The 15,331-nt window shown below is 58.2% G+C and carries 18 protein-coding genes; 7 read left to right on the forward strand and 11 right to left on the reverse strand.

The genetic code is table 11. The features are described 5' to 3' along the window. Window positions 1-89: 89 nt before the first annotated feature. The 4 genes from OK142_RS17530 to OK142_RS17545 are packed head-to-tail and all read left to right on the forward strand — an operon-like array spanning window position 90 to window position 2,418. Window positions 90-479, forward strand: a complete 390-nt coding sequence (locus OK142_RS17530; protein ID WP_498684212.1) for a COG4315 family predicted lipoprotein — start codon at window positions 90-92, stop codon at window positions 477-479. A gap of 5 nt (window positions 480-484) precedes the next feature. Beyond that, entirely contained in the window at window positions 485-991 is a 507-nt protein-coding gene (locus OK142_RS17535) for a sigma-70 family RNA polymerase sigma factor (RefSeq protein ID WP_313607652.1), read from the forward strand. Next, window positions 988-1,770, forward strand: a complete 783-nt coding sequence (locus tag OK142_RS17540; RefSeq protein ID WP_498684215.1) for an anti-sigma factor family protein — start codon at window positions 988-990, stop codon at window positions 1,768-1,770. Before OK142_RS17535 ends, OK142_RS17540 begins: the two co-directional genes overlap by 4 nt. 3 nt (window positions 1,771-1,773) lie before the next feature. Beyond that, window positions 1,774-2,418 carry a cytochrome b gene (locus OK142_RS17545; protein WP_498684219.1) on the forward strand — a complete coding sequence of 215 codons (645 nt, stop codon included), beginning with the start codon at window positions 1,774-1,776 and terminating at the stop codon, window positions 2,416-2,418. A gap of 45 nt (window positions 2,419-2,463) precedes the next feature. Here the strand turns inward: OK142_RS17545 and OK142_RS17550 are convergent, their stop codons facing one another. From OK142_RS17550 to OK142_RS17595, 10 genes are all read right to left on the reverse strand, one after another. Continuing rightward, the gene (locus OK142_RS17550) at window positions 2,464-2,796 is read right to left on the reverse strand and encodes a cytochrome C oxidase subunit IV family protein (RefSeq protein WP_498684221.1); all 333 of its coding nucleotides are present in this window, start codon (window positions 2,794-2,796) and stop codon (window positions 2,464-2,466) included. A gap of 14 nt (window positions 2,797-2,810) precedes the next feature. Continuing rightward, complete coding sequence (locus tag OK142_RS17555) at window positions 2,811-3,533, reverse strand: heme-copper oxidase subunit III family protein (protein WP_498684223.1); 723 nt, start codon at window positions 3,531-3,533, stop codon at window positions 2,811-2,813. A gap of 12 nt (window positions 3,534-3,545) precedes the next feature. Next, on the reverse strand, window positions 3,546-4,247 hold the full coding sequence (locus tag OK142_RS17560; RefSeq protein WP_498684225.1) for a cytochrome c oxidase subunit 3: 702 nt from the start codon (window positions 4,245-4,247) through the stop codon (window positions 3,546-3,548). Further along, window positions 4,244-6,022: a cbb3-type cytochrome c oxidase subunit I gene (locus OK142_RS17565; protein ID WP_137039319.1), complete on the reverse strand. Its 1,779-nt coding sequence runs from the start codon at window positions 6,020-6,022 to the stop codon at window positions 4,244-4,246. Before OK142_RS17565 ends, OK142_RS17560 begins: the two co-directional genes overlap by 4 nt. 55 nt (window positions 6,023-6,077) lie before the next feature. Next, entirely contained in the window at window positions 6,078-6,893 is an 816-nt protein-coding gene (locus OK142_RS17570) for a cytochrome c oxidase subunit II (protein WP_498684227.1), read from the reverse strand. Window positions 6,894-7,060: 167 nt separating this feature from the next. Next, window positions 7,061-7,447, reverse strand: a complete 387-nt coding sequence (locus OK142_RS17575) for a c-type cytochrome (protein WP_313609462.1) — start codon at window positions 7,445-7,447, stop codon at window positions 7,061-7,063. A gap of 102 nt (window positions 7,448-7,549) precedes the next feature. After that, window positions 7,550-8,365: a DUF2189 domain-containing protein gene (locus OK142_RS17580; protein WP_216330241.1), complete on the reverse strand. Its 816-nt coding sequence runs from the start codon at window positions 8,363-8,365 to the stop codon at window positions 7,550-7,552. A 343-nt stretch (window positions 8,366-8,708) separates the two neighbouring features. Next, a complete protein-coding gene (locus tag OK142_RS17585; protein WP_498684230.1) occupies window positions 8,709-10,079 on the reverse strand; it encodes a sensor histidine kinase in 1,371 nt (456 codons plus the stop codon). Beyond that, the gene (locus OK142_RS17590) at window positions 10,066-10,743 is read right to left on the reverse strand and encodes a winged helix-turn-helix domain-containing protein (RefSeq protein WP_313607657.1); all 678 of its coding nucleotides are present in this window, start codon (window positions 10,741-10,743) and stop codon (window positions 10,066-10,068) included. Before OK142_RS17590 ends, OK142_RS17585 begins: the two co-directional genes overlap by 14 nt. A gap of 149 nt (window positions 10,744-10,892) precedes the next feature. Beyond that, window positions 10,893-11,222: a hypothetical protein gene (locus OK142_RS17595; protein ID WP_498684232.1), complete on the reverse strand. Its 330-nt coding sequence runs from the start codon at window positions 11,220-11,222 to the stop codon at window positions 10,893-10,895. A gap of 373 nt (window positions 11,223-11,595) precedes the next feature. On the opposite strand from OK142_RS17595, the gene OK142_RS17600 reads away from it, so the two are divergent. Both OK142_RS17600 and OK142_RS17605 read left to right on the forward strand, forming a co-directional pair. Continuing rightward, window positions 11,596-11,859 (forward strand): hypothetical protein, encoded by a 264-nt coding sequence (locus tag OK142_RS17600; protein WP_003498075.1) that lies wholly within the window; start codon window positions 11,596-11,598, stop codon window positions 11,857-11,859. Between the two features lie 28 nt (window positions 11,860-11,887). Further along, window positions 11,888-12,673: a COG4705 family protein gene (locus OK142_RS17605; RefSeq protein WP_003498073.1), complete on the forward strand. Its 786-nt coding sequence runs from the start codon at window positions 11,888-11,890 to the stop codon at window positions 12,671-12,673. Between the two features lie 192 nt (window positions 12,674-12,865). Here OK142_RS17605 and OK142_RS17610 read toward each other — a convergent pair whose 3' ends face one another. Further along, window positions 12,866-13,237, reverse strand: a complete 372-nt coding sequence (locus tag OK142_RS17610; RefSeq protein ID WP_082185200.1) for a PepSY domain-containing protein — start codon at window positions 13,235-13,237, stop codon at window positions 12,866-12,868. Between the two features lie 486 nt (window positions 13,238-13,723). Here OK142_RS17610 and OK142_RS17615 point away from each other — a divergent pair, with 486 nt between their 5' ends. Next, window positions 13,724-15,319: a peptide ABC transporter substrate-binding protein gene (locus tag OK142_RS17615; RefSeq protein ID WP_498684234.1), complete on the forward strand. Its 1,596-nt coding sequence runs from the start codon at window positions 13,724-13,726 to the stop codon at window positions 15,317-15,319. Window positions 15,320-15,331 lie beyond the last annotated feature (12 nt).

The following is a 15,331-nucleotide window of genomic DNA, read 5'->3' on the forward strand; positions in this document are numbered from 1 at the left end:
CCAGCGGGACCGGGATTAAGTGCCGCTGGCCGGTGTTCTGTCCAGTATCGGACATGGTGTCCGATCCGTTACTCTCAAAGGACTATCTCATGCGTGTAGATCATTTCGTTCTGGTCGGCACTCTGGCGCTCATCTCCACTGCTGCCCTTGCCGAACCCTACGCCGGTGGCGCAGTGGTTGAAACGGCAACGGCCAAGGGCACAATCCTGACTGACGCCAAAGGCATGACCCTTTATACCTTCGACAAGGATGCCGATGGTTCGTCGGCCTGCTATGATGCCTGTGCGAAGAAATGGCCGCCGCTCGCCGCATCGAAAACCGACAAGGCGGATGGCGACTACAAACCAATCGCCCGCAAGGACGGGACGATGCAATGGTCGCATGACGGAAAGCCGCTCTATCGCTGGCAGATGGACAAGAAGCCCGGAGACGTCACAGGCGATGGCGCAGGCGGTGTCTGGCACGTTGCCAAGGAATAGCACTCATGCCGGATTTTCTGGACGAGATAACGAGTTGCATACCAGCGCTTCGACGTTATGCGAACGCGCTCACGCACGATCGCGACACCGCTGACGATCTCGTTCAGGACTGTCTGGAAAGGGCTATCCGTAAAAAGGCGTTGTGGCGGCCGCAGGGTCCGTTGCGTCCATGGCTGTACCGGGTGCTTGTCAATGTCTACCGCAACAATCTGCGCGGCCGAAATCGACGGCCGTTGCAAATCCCGATTGACGATGTCGCGGAACAGCTGTTTGTGCCGGCCGCGCAGACAGGCCGGATAGCGCTTGCCGAAATGGCCCGCGCTATTGAAAACCTGTCCGGCGAACACCGCGAAGCACTCCTCCTCGTCGTCATCGAGGGTCTGAGTTATGCGGAAGCGGCAAAGGTTCTTGAAATTCCTCTGGGCACCCTGATGTCCCGTCTGGGGCGAGCCCGAACAGCCTTGGCCCGAATGACACAGGAAGACCAGCCAAATCTCAAGGTGATAAAATGACTGGCAGCCAGCCCCGGATAACCGAAACCGATCTTATCTCTTATGTCGACGGGCAGCTTGAGGACGAGCAGCGGCGTGACGCCGTTCGTGCCCATCTCGCCTCCAATCCGGTCGATGCGCGCAAGGTCGAGATGTGGCAGCAGCAAAATGCAACGCTGGCAGCTCTCTATAACCCTGTTAATGTCGATGTCTTGCCCGCGCGCCTCGATGTTTATCGGATGGAGCGGCGCTTGCGATCAAAGCGGGCCGACTGGCGCAACATGGCGGCGGCTTCCGTCCTTATCCTGGCTGTTGGATTGACGGGCGGCTGGTTTGCGCGCGGGCTTCTCTCGCAGGTCGCGGAGCCTGCCCATTCCATCGTGGCGGATGCGACGCAGGCACATAAATTGTTCGCGAGCGATATTCTCCATCCGGTGGAGCTTCGCGCCGATGCCGAGAACGCTTCCAATCTGCCCAAATGGCTGTCGAAACGGCTGGACCGCAAACTGAATATCCCGGATCTCACCCGCCACGGTCTGTCCCTTCTTGGCGGACGGATGCTTCCGAGCTCGCAAGGAGCCGCCGCTCAGCTGATGTACGAAGACAAAAGTGGACAGCGCGTCACTCTTTATATCGTGGCCGCGACTGACTCGAGCGACACCGCCATGCGGCGCTCCAGTGTCGGCTCGCTCGAAACCGTATCCTGGGACGATGAAACGATCCGCTGCGCCCTGGTCGGCAACCTGCCGGGCGACCGCATGGACGCCATCGCCAAAGACACCTATCAACAGCTGAGTTGACCGATGCAACATTTTCAGGAGCATTTCGATGGCGCACCGACGGCTGAACGGAGGTGGCGAAATACGGCCGTCTCCTTTGGACTGGTGACGATCGCTTTCCACTGGGCGATCGCGGTCCTTTTCCTCACGCAGCTTGGGCTGGGATATTGGATGAGCCGAGACAACATCGATCCGGTGCTCCAGTTCGACCTTTTTCAATATCACAAATCGATAGGGTTTCTGGTGCTGACCTTGGCCGTGCCCCGTTTGCTATGGTCGCTTTCCAGCAGGAGGCCGCGGGCACTTGAGGGCGAAGGTCTCGTTTCCCGGCTGGCCGCGCGGGTCGCTCATGCTGCGCTGCTGTTTCTTACCCTTGCCGTTCCGCTTGCCGGTTGGGCAGTCGCGTCGACATCTCCTCTGCAGATCCCCAGCTATGTCTTCGATCTCATCGTCGTGCCAGCGCTGCCCATGGCAATCTCGGACCAGGCCGAAGCCTTCTGGACGGAGGTTCACGCTACTCTGGCCTATCTCGCAGCAATTATCGTCTTCTTTCATGTGATAGCGGCATTGTGGCACCATTTCCTCCGAAGAGACCCGACCCTTCGGCGCATGATCCCTTATCTGGCACCCGCAGATAACGAGAGGGGAGCATCCTCCACTCGAAAATAGATGGCAGTTAAGCGTCTGTGATTGATATTTGCACCTGCCAGTGCCCTATGACCCGCCTCCGAGAAAAGTCTCTCGCGCAAGGAGCGTGTAGTTGGATTCCGACACCATCAAAGCTGTGAAAACGAGTACGAGGACGGGGGGAAGAAGGATGGCGTAGATCAAGATCAGTCGTTCCCAGGCCATGTGCATGAAAATCGCAATGATCAGCCCCGCCTTCAGGAGCATAAAAGCGATGATCAGAGACCATCTGGGATAGCTCTGTATGCCGAGATAATCGACGAGATAGGAGCAGGCGCTGAGGACGAAAAGCAGTCCCCAGACCACCATGTAAAGTCTTATCGGATGCTGCTGTCCCTGTTGTGACTGTTGCTGCGCCATGATGTCATCCTCACTCACCACAGATAGAAGAATGCAAAGATGAATACCCACACCAGATCGACGAAGTGCCAGTAAAGCCCCATTATTTCGACGATCTCGTAGTTGCCTTTCCGGCTGGTGAAAAATCCCCGTCTTTCCTGATCGAAATCTCCCCGCCAGACCTTGCGCGCCATGATCAGAAGGAACACCACCCCGATCGAGACATGGGTGCCGTGAAAGCCCGTGATCATGAAGAAAGACGAACCGAATTGCGCAGCACCGAAGGGGTTCTCCCAGGGGCGAACGCCTTCCCCGATCAGTTTCGTCCATTCGAATACCTGCATTCCGACGAACGTCGCGCCGAGAGCGGCCGTTACCACCATCAGCGCGGCGGTTTTGCGGCGATCGCGGCGGTATCCGAAATTGACGGCCATGGCCATCGTTCCGCTGCTGCTGATAAGGACGAAGGTCATGATGGCGATCAGGATCAGCGGAATATCCTTGCCACCGATCGTCAGAGCGAAAACCTCGCTCGGATTGGGCCAGCCGACAGTGGTCGACATCCTCGCCGTCATATAGGCCAGGAGAAAGCAGCCGAAAATGAAGGTGTCGCTCAGAATGAAGAGCCACATCATCGCCTTGCCCCAGGAGACGTTCTTGAACGCCCGCTGGTCCGATGACAGATCGGCGGCAACGCCGCGTAGTCCCGTTGGCCGCAGATGTGGATCGTTTAAAGGTCTTTCCATGGATGCGGTCATGATCGACACTCCTCAGGTGACCAATTGACGGCAGAGATCGACAAAACTGTTCGCCCAGCCGGCGAAAATTGCAAAAAGGATCAGCCAGACGACGAACATGAAATGCCAGTAGATGGTGCAAAGCTCCACGCTCAGGCGAACTCTCGCCGCAGGGCCGATCCCGGCGCGGATTGCCGTGCGCCCGAGCACGAAAAGCCCGCCCAATATGTGCAGGCCATGCAATCCGGTGATCATGTAGAAGAAGCTGTTCGATGGGTTATCCGCCAGCACGTAACCCGCGGACGCCAGTTGCCGCCACGCCAGAACCTGCCCGACAACAAAGAGAACAGCCGCAACAAACGCCACGACAAGAGCTACGTCCAGCATTTCGCGGCGATCCAGGCGGGCTTCGGTTTTCGCCCATTGCAGCGCTACGCTGCTGGTGGCAAGGGCCACGGTATTCACCCACAGCAGTCGTGGGATCGGGATACCCCACCAGTCGGCACCGCCCATGCGCCCGAGATAGGCGCTGATGAGCAGCGCGAACAGCGCGCCGACGACGGCAAGGAAGATGCCGAGCCCGAGTTTCGCTTTTGTCTCCGACGATCCGCGCATCTGCGGCGCATCGCCTGCCAGACCCACCTCCAGCCAGGGCTTGGAGGCCAGTCTCTGCCTTGCCATCCACCAGCCGATGATGCCGCCGATCCCGGCCAGGAAAATGAGAATGGCGCTCATGACAACACCCTCTCGGAAGGCCCGGCCGCAGCCGGCTGGTTCTGCGGCAGGAAGTCCTCAGCCGCGCCGGGCACGCTGTAGTCATAGGGCCAGCGATAGACGACCGGCAATTCCTTGCCCCAGTTTCCGTGAACCGGCGGCGTTTGCGGGGTCTGCCACTCCAGTGTTGTCGCCCGCCATGGATTGCCGCCGGCCTGCTTGCCCCAGCGCAGGCTCCAGGCGAGATTGAACAGGAACAGAAGCTGGGCAGCGCCGACGACAAGTGCTGCGACGGAGATGAACATGTTCAGCGTATGCGCCGAAGGTGGAATGAAAGCGGTTTCACCCAGTTCGTAATAACGGCGCGGCACACCGATCAGGCCGAGATAATGCATGGGGAAGAAGATGGCATAGGCGCCGATAAAGGTGATCCAGAAATGGATATGCCCCATAGTCGCATTCAGCATGCGGCCGGTGACTTTCGGATACCAGTGGTGGATCGCGCCGAAGATCACCATGATCGGCGCAACCCCCATCACCATATGGAAATGGGCAACGACGAACATGGTATCCGAAAGCGGCACATCGACGACGACATTGCCGAGGAAGAGGCCGGTCAATCCGCCGTTGACGAATGTGACGATGAAAGCAAGCGCAAACAGCATCGGCAAATTCAGATGGATATCGCCGCGCCAGAGCGTCAGCACCCAATTATAGACCTTGATCGCCGTCGGCACGGCGATGATCAGCGTCGTCGTGGCGAAAAAGAACCCGAAGTTCGGATTCATGCCGCTGACATACATATGATGCGCCCAGACGACGAAGCTCAGCGCCGCGATGATGACGATTGCCCAGACCATCATCCGGTAACCGAAGATGTTCTTGCGCGCATGGGTGCTGATGAGATCAGAAACGATGCCGAAGGCCGGAAGCGCGACGATATAGACTTCCGGATGACCGAAGAACCAGAACAGATGCTGGAACAGGATCGGACTGCCGCCCCCCTGCTTCAATTGCTCACCCATCTCCACAATGGAAGGCATGAAGAAGCTCGTGCCGAGCAATCGGTCGAACAACATCATGACAGCGGCGACGAAAAGTGCCGGGAAGGCGAGCAGCGCCATGACGGTCGCGGTGAATATGCCCCATATCGTCAGGGGCATTCGCATCAGCGTCATGCCGCGCGTGCGCCCCTGCAGCACCGTGACGACGTAGTTCAGCCCGCCAAGCGTGAAGCCGATGATGAAAAGGATGAGCGACGAGAGCATCAGGATGATGCCCCAGTCGCGCCCGCCGGGCGTTCCCGAAAGCAGGGACTGCGGCGGATAAAGCGTCCAGCCTGCACCCGTTGGCCCGCCGGGCGCGAAAAAACCGGCGACCAGCACGAGGACGGCGAGCAGATAAAGCCAGTAGCTCAGCATGTTCGCATAGGGGAAGACCATGTCTCGCGCGCCGAGCATCAAGGGGATCAGATAATTGCCGAAACCACCGAGAAACAGCGCGGTGAGCAGATAGATCACCATGATCATGCCGTGCATGGTGATGAACTGATAATAATGTTCCGCATCGATGAAGGAGAAATAGCCGGGAAAACCGAGTTGCAGTCGCATCAGCCAGGACAAAACCAATGCCACCATGCCGATTGCCGTTGCAGTCAGGAAGTACTGAATGGCGATGATCTTGGCATCCTGGCTGAAGACATATTTCGTCCACCAGCTTTTCGGATGATAAAGCTCGACATCCTCAACTTCAGCGGGCTGGATGACCTGCCCGGCGCCGGACCCAATCTCGACCATATTCCATCCTCCCTCTTCCCCCGATGCTGCTTTTCCCTTCAACGACACATGGCGCTCATCGGGCCGCCGACTTTTCCGCCAATGCCAGCGATTTCGCGAATGTCGGCTGCTGTTGCAGCCAGGCCTGATAGTCGGCCTCGGTATCAACGACGACGGTGCCGCGCATCTGTGGGTGGCCGACGCCGCACAGTTCCGCGCAGAGAACCTCGAAGGTTCCCGTCCGTGTCGGGGTGAACCAGTAATAGGTGACCGAACCGGGGATCATGTCCATCTTGGCCCGGAACTCCGGCACGTAGAAATCATGCACCACGTCAATCGCGCGCAGCAGCATTTTCACCGGCCTGCCGGCGGGCAGATGCAACTCGCCGCCTTCAATAATGACGTCGTCCATTCCGGCCGGGTCGTTCCGGTTCAAACCAAGCGGATTGTCCGACGTAATGGCGCGCGTGTCCGCCCGTCCGAGCCGTCCGTCCGCTCCTGGCAACCGGAAACTCCATTGCCATTGCTGACCGACGACCTCCACCTCGCTGGCGCCGTCCGGCACCGTGACGAACTGTTTCCACACGAAAAGGCCCGGCAACAGCATCGCGGCCACCCCGATCCCGGTTCCACCCGCCAGCCACCATTCCAGACGCTTGTTTTCGGGCTGGTATGCTGCCCGGTTTCCGGGGCGGTGTCTGAAGCGGAACACGCAATAGGCGACAAACAACACGACGGCCGAGAAAACAAAGCCGGTGATCCAGAAGGTGATGATGATGGTATTGTCGATGTAGCTCCAGTTCGAGGCAATCGGCGTCCACCACCAAGGGCTCAGCAGGTGGAAAGCGATTGACCCCACTACCAGCAGAACGAGAACCACAACGACAGCCATCGTCTCCTCCCCTGACACGGCCGCGACAATTTCTACAATCCTGTCGCGAAACGTATTAGCATTATCTCATGAACAGGTATGGCGAGCAATTGCGGCGCCAACAGCGGCTCGCCCCTCAATCGGCCCAATTCTCCCGATCCGCCCCGGCTCTTCCGCGCGTCATCCCGCTACTTGGAATATTGCTTCAGATAGGCGATCAGATTGGTGATATCGGTGTCGTCCTTCAGTCCGGCAAACGCCATTTTCGTGCCCTTCACCTTCGCCTTGGGGTCGTGCAGATAGTCGCGAAGCGACGTCTCGCTCCACACCAGCCCGGCCTTGCCGGCATCCTGCATTGCCTGGGAATAGGCGAAATTCGGATGCGTGCCGGCGGTTCTGCCAAACAGGCCGTTCAGCGAGGGGCCGACCTTGTTCTGGTCCGTTTCGGCGACATGACAAATGCCGCATTTTTTGAAGACCGTGGCGCCTGCAGCAGGGTCACCCTCCTGGGCGTGCGCCTCAAGCGGAAGGGTAATGGCGAAAAGCAGACAGATGGCAGGAAAACGATACAACATGACATCCTCACGCGCTCCATCGCCATCCCGGCCGAGACTGCCCGCGCAAGGCGGGCCGCAACGGCGGGACGGATGATCTACAACTGGATTTCCTTTATGAATTCAGGGCATGCGATTTGGATAAACGGGAACGATCAGTTTTCGATACAGATGCCAGGTCGAATGCCCGAGGACAGGCATGACCACAGCAAGGCCGATGAAAACCGGGATCGTCCCGACGACGAGCAGCGCCGCGACAATCAAGCCCCAAAGTGCAACCGGCACCGGATTGGCAAGCGTGGCGCGGATGCTCGCATCCACGGCCGCGACAGCACCCACATCCCGATCCAGCATCAGCGGAAACGCCACAACAGTTGTCGCCAGCACAATGACCGCAAAAACGAAACCGGCCAGATTGCCCCAGATTATAAGGGAAAGGCCCTGCGAGGTCGTCAGAACATCTGACAGAAATGTTGAGAAAGAGACCGGACCGACCGCTTCGAAAGTCGTGGTATAGATATGCTGCGCAACAATCAGCCAGACGATGAAAAGAGCAAACAGCATAAAGCCGACCGCGAGGATCGACGGCAGCGCGGGAGAGTGGCGAACCTCCAGCGCGTGACGCCAGGAGGTATCCAGCCCCTGCTCGCGGCGTCGACTGATTTCATATAGACCGATGGCCGCAATGGGGCCGATCAGCGCAAAGCCCGACATCAAGGGATAAATCAGCGGCAATAGATTGGCGCCGGAACTCCACATGACGAGAAAAACACCCGCTATCGGATACATGAGACAGATGAAGACATAGTGCGACGGTTTCTCCCGAAAATCCGCCAGCCCCAACCTCAGAGCATCAACAAGATCCGCAATACCTATCTTCCGGACTTCCGGGCGTGCAAATCCGCCGCTCGCGCCGGCCATGACATGGAATGCCGTCATAGCATCTCTCCTCCTGCGCCATGATCCGGCTGGCGGTGTAAGGACGTGCGGTGACTTTTTTACCTATGCGTCAAACCGCAACCGGTTGTTTTAAATCTATCAAATTTTCTCGCCTTTGTCGCCTGTTCTTTAAATTGGGAAAATGACATGCAGGCCGTCGTCACTAGCGGCGATTTTCAAGGCGCACACCTCAGGATAATAGCTCCTGCGGACCTGAAGGGTGGATTTTCCAGCTAATCGGGCAGCGCATCCTGAAAACAGCATTTGCGTCAGCCACCCGCCCCCGAACCGCTAGACATTGACCTTCCCACAACGGAAAAGCTGCCCTCGAAGGTAGCTTTTGCTAGATCTTGGAATCTGCACGCGCCATCGAAAGCGAGACCACCAGTCCCGGCTGGTTGTCGGCCAGCGTAATATCTACGCCATGCAGGTCGGCGATGGCGCGGACGAGGCTGAGGCCGAGGCCGCTTCCGGGTGTCGAGCGGCTCTTGTCGAGCCGGTAGAGGCGGCGGAAGACCTTGTCGCGCTCGGCTTCCGGAATACCCGGCCCAGTGTCACGGACGGTCGCGAGCAGTCTGTTTCCGGTGGCCGCAAGCGAAAGGTCGATGCGGGTACCCGGCCGGCAATGATTGATCGCATTTTCGATGAGATTGACGAAGAGCTGCATCAGCAATTCGCGATCGCCGGATACCAGCCAAACACCGGGCGATGGTGCGGCAAAACTTAGGAACTGGCCATTGTCTTCGGCGACATCGGCATAAATTTCCACGATGTCGTTCATCAGGCCGAGAAGATCGACAGGGCGGAAACGAACCTTGCGGCCACCCGCCTCGATCTGTGAAATTCGCAGCAACGCCTCAAAAGTGGCATTGATCTGGTCGCTTTCGCCAAGCGCATCGGCGAGAAGATCCTCGATCGGCTCGCGACGCTCGTTGCGGCCCATGGCATCCTGGATCGTCATCTTCAGGCGGTTGAGCGGCGTCTTGAGATCGTGAGCGATGTCGGCGCTGACCTGGCGCATGCTCTCCACCAGCCGAGAGAGGCGCTCCAGCGCGTCGTTGATCTGGATTGACAGGAGATCAATGTCATCGCGCCTGCCACTCAACGGAATGCGCGCCTGCATCCGGCCATTGGAAATATCCACCATGGTCTCGACCACACCGTCAAGGCGCCTCTGTGCCCGCTTCGCCAGGATGACCCCACCCACCGCGGCAAAGGCAATGGTCAGCACCGCCACCCAGGCGAAACTGAAAAGGGCGATATCCTCGAAATCATCGGTTTCCGAGAGGCTGCGTCCGACAGTCAGGCGGTTCTGGCCGACCGGCCCGGAGACAACACGGAAGACCGTGTCATCCGGCAGACCGATTTCCCTCGCCGTAATGCTCGCGAGACCATCCGGAAGGCGCGGAACGGTGGCGTTGCCGGCGATGCGCCGACCGTTGGGATCAACCAGTGAAAAGACCCGCTCGTCCGACGTCGGGTGCCTGCCATAGGCTTCGATCGCCGCGACGAGGTCTTCCATGTCGTTGGGTGCATAGTTCGATGTGGTAACCGCATGCATTTCCGTGACGGATGTATCCAAGGCACCCATCAGTTCCCGCTTCAGGTACTGATAGGTGATGAGACCGGAAATCAGGAAGCCGAGGATGAACAGGAGGCCGAAGGCCAGCGCCAGCCGAAAGGGCGTGCTGCGATACAGCCTAGCGCGGTGCATGCAGGCTATAACCGATATTGCGGATCGTATGGAGAAGCTGGACCGTGAAAGGCTTGTCGATCTTGGCACGCAGGCGGCTGATATGCGTCTCGACGACGCTTGTCTTCGGATCGAAATGAAAGTCCCAGACGCGTTCCAGAAGCATGGTTCGGGTGAGCACCCTGCCCTCGCCGCGCATTAATGTTTCGAGCAACGTGAATTCACGGGGCTGCAGGTCGATGGTCTGATCGCTCCTGCGCACCACCCGCCTGATCAGGTCGATCTCGAGATCGGCCACACGCAGCACCGTCGTCTGCTCCTGGGGCGGCGGGCGGCGGCCAAGTGCGTTGACGCGCGCGAGCAGTTCGGAAAAGGCGAAGGGTTTGACGAGATAGTCGTCTCCGCCGGCTTCCAACCCCTCGACGCGATCGTCGACGCCGCCGACGGAGGTCAAGAAGAGCACCGGCGTCTTGACCTGCGCCGCCCGAATTGCCTTGACGACTGAAAGACCGTCTAGACCCGGCAGCATCCGGTCGACGATGAGAACATCATAGGCTTCAAGGGTCGCCTGGAACAGGCCATCACGCCCGTCAGCAATCGGATCGCAGACATGCCCCGCCTCCGTCAGGCCCCTGACGATATACTCGATGGTTTTTCGATCATCCTCGATCAGAAGGATACGCATTGAAATCTCGCTTGTTCCGTCAGGCGTCTCATTAGCAGGAAACGGGCCGCCGGTCTTCACCGGATCAGCCCTCTGACACAGGGGAGCGGCCGCTCCGGCCAAGGCTGTTGCGCGGGCCGGAACCTTCATTGGGTGACAAGCAGCCGCCTCTAGTGCGCCACGGGATCGTCGAGCACGTTCAGCAGCCCGGTAACGGCCTGCTCCGCTTCGGTCGCATCCGGATTGCTCCGGCGCAGGGAGCGAATTGCCGCATCCGCAGCGTCATCGATGACACCCCATTCGGTCTTGTTCATCGGGTAGAGTGTCGGCTCATTCTTATCCCAGGCGGTTTCGAAATCCGTTATCCGCTTTTTTGCCGTGGCGAGATCACCCTTGGCAACAAGCGCCAGCGTGTCCTTGGCGATCGTCTTGAAAGTGGACAGATCGCCGAGATCGCTGACTATCGTCGCCGCAACCGCCGCAGGCATGAAATTTGTCATCGTGACGGACGCCATGAAGAGTGTGGCGACTAGGAGTTTTTTTTCATCGTTGTCTCCGTTCGAGTGCGGACCTTTCGTCCGACCGGGCAACCATGAATGCACGATTTTACCGCAGCTTCGCACCGGGATTACCGATTTGTAAGTTCCGGTGGAGGTGCGCCTTTTTCCATCGGCAGACGGGCCGCCTGCTCAAGCATATGCGGCATTCCGACCACGAATTGCGAAGTTGGCTGAGGCATGTTCGTGCTCACCTTACGAAACCGTATCCTTACGGCAAAGCGAGCGTATGGGCGCGCCGGTAGAGAATGTTCGTCCGTCACGGCTCGACGGTCCGAATTCGGGCAATCACGCCCAGCATTTAAGGATAGATCCAATGAAAAAAGTCTTTTTCGCCACTGCGCTCCTCACCAGCATCGCCGGCGTATCGCTTTCCGTTTCCAGCGCGCACGCAGCCAATGTCCCCTGCGAGGAAATGCTGAAGGACATGCGTGCAGCCAAGGCAAAAGCAACGCTGAGCGAAGCTGACATGGCCAAGGTCAACGAGCTGGAAACAAAAGCCGTCGAACGCTGCAACGCCGATGACGATGCCCGTTCCGACGGCTTCCTGAAAGAAGCCATGACCGTCATGGGCAAGTAACCCGTCCACGTTTGATCGGAGTACGACGATGACACAAACCGCTTCCCCTTCCATTCCGGAAAACCGGGTTCCCGAAGTCACCGTGGAATTCTGGCTCATCAAGCTCATGGCCGTCACCATGGGCGAAACCGCTGCGGACTATCTGGCGGTCAACCTGGGTTTCGGCCTGACGGTCACCTCCATTTTGATGACGGCCATCCTCATTGTCGCGCTCCGGTTCCAGTTTGCGCAGAAACGTTATGTGCCGGGCGTCTATTGGACGGCGGTGGTTCTGATCAGCATTGTCGGCACGCTTGTGACGGACAACCTCGTCGATAATTTCGGCGTCGCACTGGAAACCACCGCGATCGGCTTCACGCTGGCCCTGGCCGCAACCTTTGCCATCTGGTACGGGGCGGAAAAGACGCTGTCGATCCACTCAATCTTCACGGCACGCCGGGAAGGATTCTACTGGCTCGCCATCCTTTTCACCTTCGCGCTCGGAACGGCCGCCGGCGACCTTGTGGCCGAGGTTTTCGCACTTGGCTACCTGACGACCGGTATCCTGTTCGGGGCCGTCATCGCCGCGATCGCGGCGGCCTATTACTTCCTGAAGATGGATGCGATCCTGGCGTTCTGGCTGGCCTATATCTTCACCCGCCCGCTCGGCGCATCCTTCGGCGACCTGTTGTCGCAGCCAGTCGATTATGGCGGCCTCGGTTTCGGCACCATCGTGACCAGCTTCATCTTCCTCGCCGTCATCATCGCTCTGGTCTGCTACCTGACGCTCAAGCCGACCCCGAGCCCGGTGGCGTTGCAGGGTGAGCAAAATTAACGACGATTGGTACGCTGCCATTACGTTCAACCGCGACGACACTTTTGGAAGGCCTTCCCGGAAATACCGAGGAGGCCTTTTCCATGACCGGTGCATGGCCGGGAACGGTGCACGCCGCCCAACAAAAGGCCTCCGCAATTTCTTGCGGAGGCTTTTTTGAATTCAGGTGGAATACCGTCATATCACCGGCGACTATTCAACGTCGTTTTCGCCGCCGTTCTCGCCCTTGGCATCATCCGCGACCGGATTGACCTTGCCAGTCATCGCATCGACCGAAACGCTCTTCGATCCATCGGCCGTCATCAGTTCGACTTCAAAAACGGCATCAGCCTGTTCGTTGTCGAGTGCGGCGTTGACCGCCTTGCCACCAATGGACTTTTCGGCCGCGCCGATGGCGTCCGCAAGGTTAAGTTTCGCGCCATTCAACTTGGCAAATTCGGCGGAATCATCCGCCCCGTTCTGGTGTTCAGCAGCCATCGCGGCAGGAAGGACGGTCAATGGCGCGAAGGTACCTACGGCGATGATGGCAGCCATTGCCGTGACGAGGGATTTGTATCTGGTCATGATCTACTCCAATCGGGCGAACCGGAATGGTGCACCTGGCGGGAATATGAGCGCCCCAGCTTACGACGGTCTCGGCCGGAACTTACACTTCGGTAAAGGGCGCATGGCGCAGGACCGAAACAGGGGTATCGGCTGTCAATCCACGAGTTTTTTGACACTATCGGCAATAGCCAGCGATGGTCAGAACGGATGGCCACGACGCAAGCGGCTTCCCTTTGTAAGCACGACAGATCGGATCAGAGCGGGCACGGTGATTGCGAATTAACTGATTGAGATCAATCATGATCGTCTGGAACGAGCCGATTGCGCCCGTCTCCCCGTCCGCAACCGCACTTCCCCGGAACCGCCGACTCAAGCTTGGGATGCCGGGCACGTCCGCCAAACTGAAAGTCATGGTTGCGCATGAGCTCACAATTTATTGTGGTTGCACTTCGGAGCAATTTGGCCTTGTTTGTGGACTCAAAATACTCACGGGGAGAGAAAACAATGTCGATAACAGCAACAACTCGCGCCACCCTGCTGGTGGGATCGCTTCTGATTGGCGCCAGTTCCGCATTTGCAGAAACAGTTCTGCATCGTGGCAATGCCGGGGAACCGCAGACGCTCGATCAGGCGCAGACCTCCATCAACATCGAAGCTTTTATCCTGAAAGACCTTTATGAAGGTCTCACCATTTACGATGCCGCCGGCAAGATCATTCCCGGGACGGCAGAAAGCTGGACGCTTTCTGAGGATGGCACCGTTTACACGTTCAAACTGCGTGCGGATGCAAAGTGGTCGGATGGCACGCCGGTAACGGCTGGAGATTTTGTTTTCTCCTACCAGCGCGTCGAAGACCCGAAGACCGCAGCCAAATATGCGAATATTCTCTACCCGATCAAGAACGCCGAAAAGATCAACAAGGGCGAAACGCCGGTTGACCAGCTTGGCGTCAAGGCGGTGGATGACAAGACCCTTGAGATCACGCTTGAGCGCCCGACACCTTTCTTCGTTGAGCTCCTCGCTCACCAGGCGGCTCTGCCAATTTCGAAGGCAAGTTACGAAAAGAACGGCACCGACTTCGTAAAACCGGGCGTCATGGTCTCGAACGGTGCTTACAAGCTCGAAGCGCATGTTCCCAATGACAGCTTGACGGTCGTCAAGAACACCAGCTTCTGGGACGCATCGAACACCAAGATCGACAAGGTGATTTTCTACCCGATCGATGATCAGGCCGCATCCGTCCGTCGTTTCGAAGCCAAGGAAATGGACCTCGCGTATAATTTTTCCGCGGACCAGATCGACCGTCTGCGCAACTCCTATGGCGAACAGGTTCACGTTTCGCCGACGCTTGCGACCTATTATTACACCTTCGACACACGCGAAGCGCCGTATGACGATGTCCGTGTCCGCCAGGCCCTGTCCATGGCAGTCGACCGCGATTTCCTTGCCAAGGAAATCTACAGCGGTTCGCAGGTTCCCGCCTATTCCATGGTTCCCCCGGGCATGGACTCCTACGGTGAACCCGCAAAAGCCGATTTTGCCACGCTGTCACAGCTTGATCGTGAAGACGAGGCCCTCAAGCTGATGAAGGAAGCCGGTTACGGTGAGGGCGGCAAGCCGCTTTCCATCGAAATCCGCTACAACACCAACCCGAACCACGAACGCGTCGCAACGGCTATCGCGGATATGTGGAAGAACACCTTTGGCGCGAAGGTATCGCTGGTGAACCTCGACGTCGCCTCGCACTATGGCTATCTCCAGGAAGGCGGCAAGTTCAACGTGGCGCGTGCCGGGTGGGTTGCCGACTATGCGGATGCGGAAAACTTCCTCGCCCTTTCCATATCCTCCAATAAGACCTTCAACTATTCGAAGTTCAACAATGCCGAATATGACGCGCTGATGCAGAAGTCATATGACGAAAAGGATCCGGCAGCTCGCTCCAAGCTGCTGCATGAGGCAGAAACCATCCTCATGAAAGAACAGCCGGTCGCTCCGCTTCTGACGCAGGCAGACCTGTGGCTGGTTTCCAACCGCGTGAAGGGTTGGGAAGACAATGCTGCTAACGAACACCTCAGCCGCTTCCTGAGCGTTTCCGAATAAGCAGTGCTGGCA

Source organism: Agrobacterium sp. BT-220-3, from assembly GCF_025910175.1.
Classification (GTDB): Bacteria; Pseudomonadota; Alphaproteobacteria; order Rhizobiales; family Rhizobiaceae; genus Agrobacterium; species Agrobacterium oryzihabitans.

Excerpts from the sequence above, each read along its gene's own strand:
- OK142_RS17530 (WP_498684212.1), top strand. The coding sequence starts at position 90 with ATGCGTGTAGATCATTTCGTTCTGGTCGGCACTCTGGCGCTCATCTCC.
- OK142_RS17535 (WP_313607652.1), top strand. The coding sequence starts at position 485 with ATGCCGGATTTTCTGGACGAGATAACGAGTTGCATACCAGCGCTTCGA.
- OK142_RS17540 (WP_498684215.1), top strand. The coding sequence starts at position 988 with ATGACTGGCAGCCAGCCCCGGATAACCGAAACCGATCTTATCTCTTAT.
- OK142_RS17545 (WP_498684219.1), top strand. The coding sequence starts at position 1,774 with ATGCAACATTTTCAGGAGCATTTCGATGGCGCACCGACGGCTGAACGG.
- OK142_RS17550 (WP_498684221.1), bottom strand. The coding sequence starts at position 2,796 with ATGGCGCAGCAACAGTCACAACAGGGACAGCAGCATCCGATAAGACTT.
- OK142_RS17555 (WP_498684223.1), bottom strand. The coding sequence starts at position 3,533 with ATGACCGCATCCATGGAAAGACCTTTAAACGATCCACATCTGCGGCCA.
- OK142_RS17560 (WP_498684225.1), bottom strand. The coding sequence starts at position 4,247 with ATGAGCGCCATTCTCATTTTCCTGGCCGGGATCGGCGGCATCATCGGC.
- OK142_RS17565 (WP_137039319.1), bottom strand. The coding sequence starts at position 6,022 with ATGGTCGAGATTGGGTCCGGCGCCGGGCAGGTCATCCAGCCCGCTGAA.
- OK142_RS17570 (WP_498684227.1), bottom strand. The coding sequence starts at position 6,893 with ATGGCTGTCGTTGTGGTTCTCGTTCTGCTGGTAGTGGGGTCAATCGCT.
- OK142_RS17575 (WP_313609462.1), bottom strand. The coding sequence starts at position 7,447 with ATGTTGTATCGTTTTCCTGCCATCTGTCTGCTTTTCGCCATTACCCTT.
- OK142_RS17580 (WP_216330241.1), bottom strand. The coding sequence starts at position 8,365 with ATGACGGCATTCCATGTCATGGCCGGCGCGAGCGGCGGATTTGCACGC.
- OK142_RS17585 (WP_498684230.1), bottom strand. The coding sequence starts at position 10,079 with ATGCACCGCGCTAGGCTGTATCGCAGCACGCCCTTTCGGCTGGCGCTG.
- OK142_RS17590 (WP_313607657.1), bottom strand. The coding sequence starts at position 10,743 with ATGCGTATCCTTCTGATCGAGGATGATCGAAAAACCATCGAGTATATC.
- OK142_RS17595 (WP_498684232.1), bottom strand. The coding sequence starts at position 11,222 with ATGACAAATTTCATGCCTGCGGCGGTTGCGGCGACGATAGTCAGCGAT.
- OK142_RS17600 (WP_003498075.1), top strand. The coding sequence starts at position 11,596 with ATGAAAAAAGTCTTTTTCGCCACTGCGCTCCTCACCAGCATCGCCGGC.
- OK142_RS17605 (WP_003498073.1), top strand. The coding sequence starts at position 11,888 with ATGACACAAACCGCTTCCCCTTCCATTCCGGAAAACCGGGTTCCCGAA.
- OK142_RS17610 (WP_082185200.1), bottom strand. The coding sequence starts at position 13,237 with ATGACCAGATACAAATCCCTCGTCACGGCAATGGCTGCCATCATCGCC.
- OK142_RS17615 (WP_498684234.1), top strand. The coding sequence starts at position 13,724 with ATGTCGATAACAGCAACAACTCGCGCCACCCTGCTGGTGGGATCGCTT.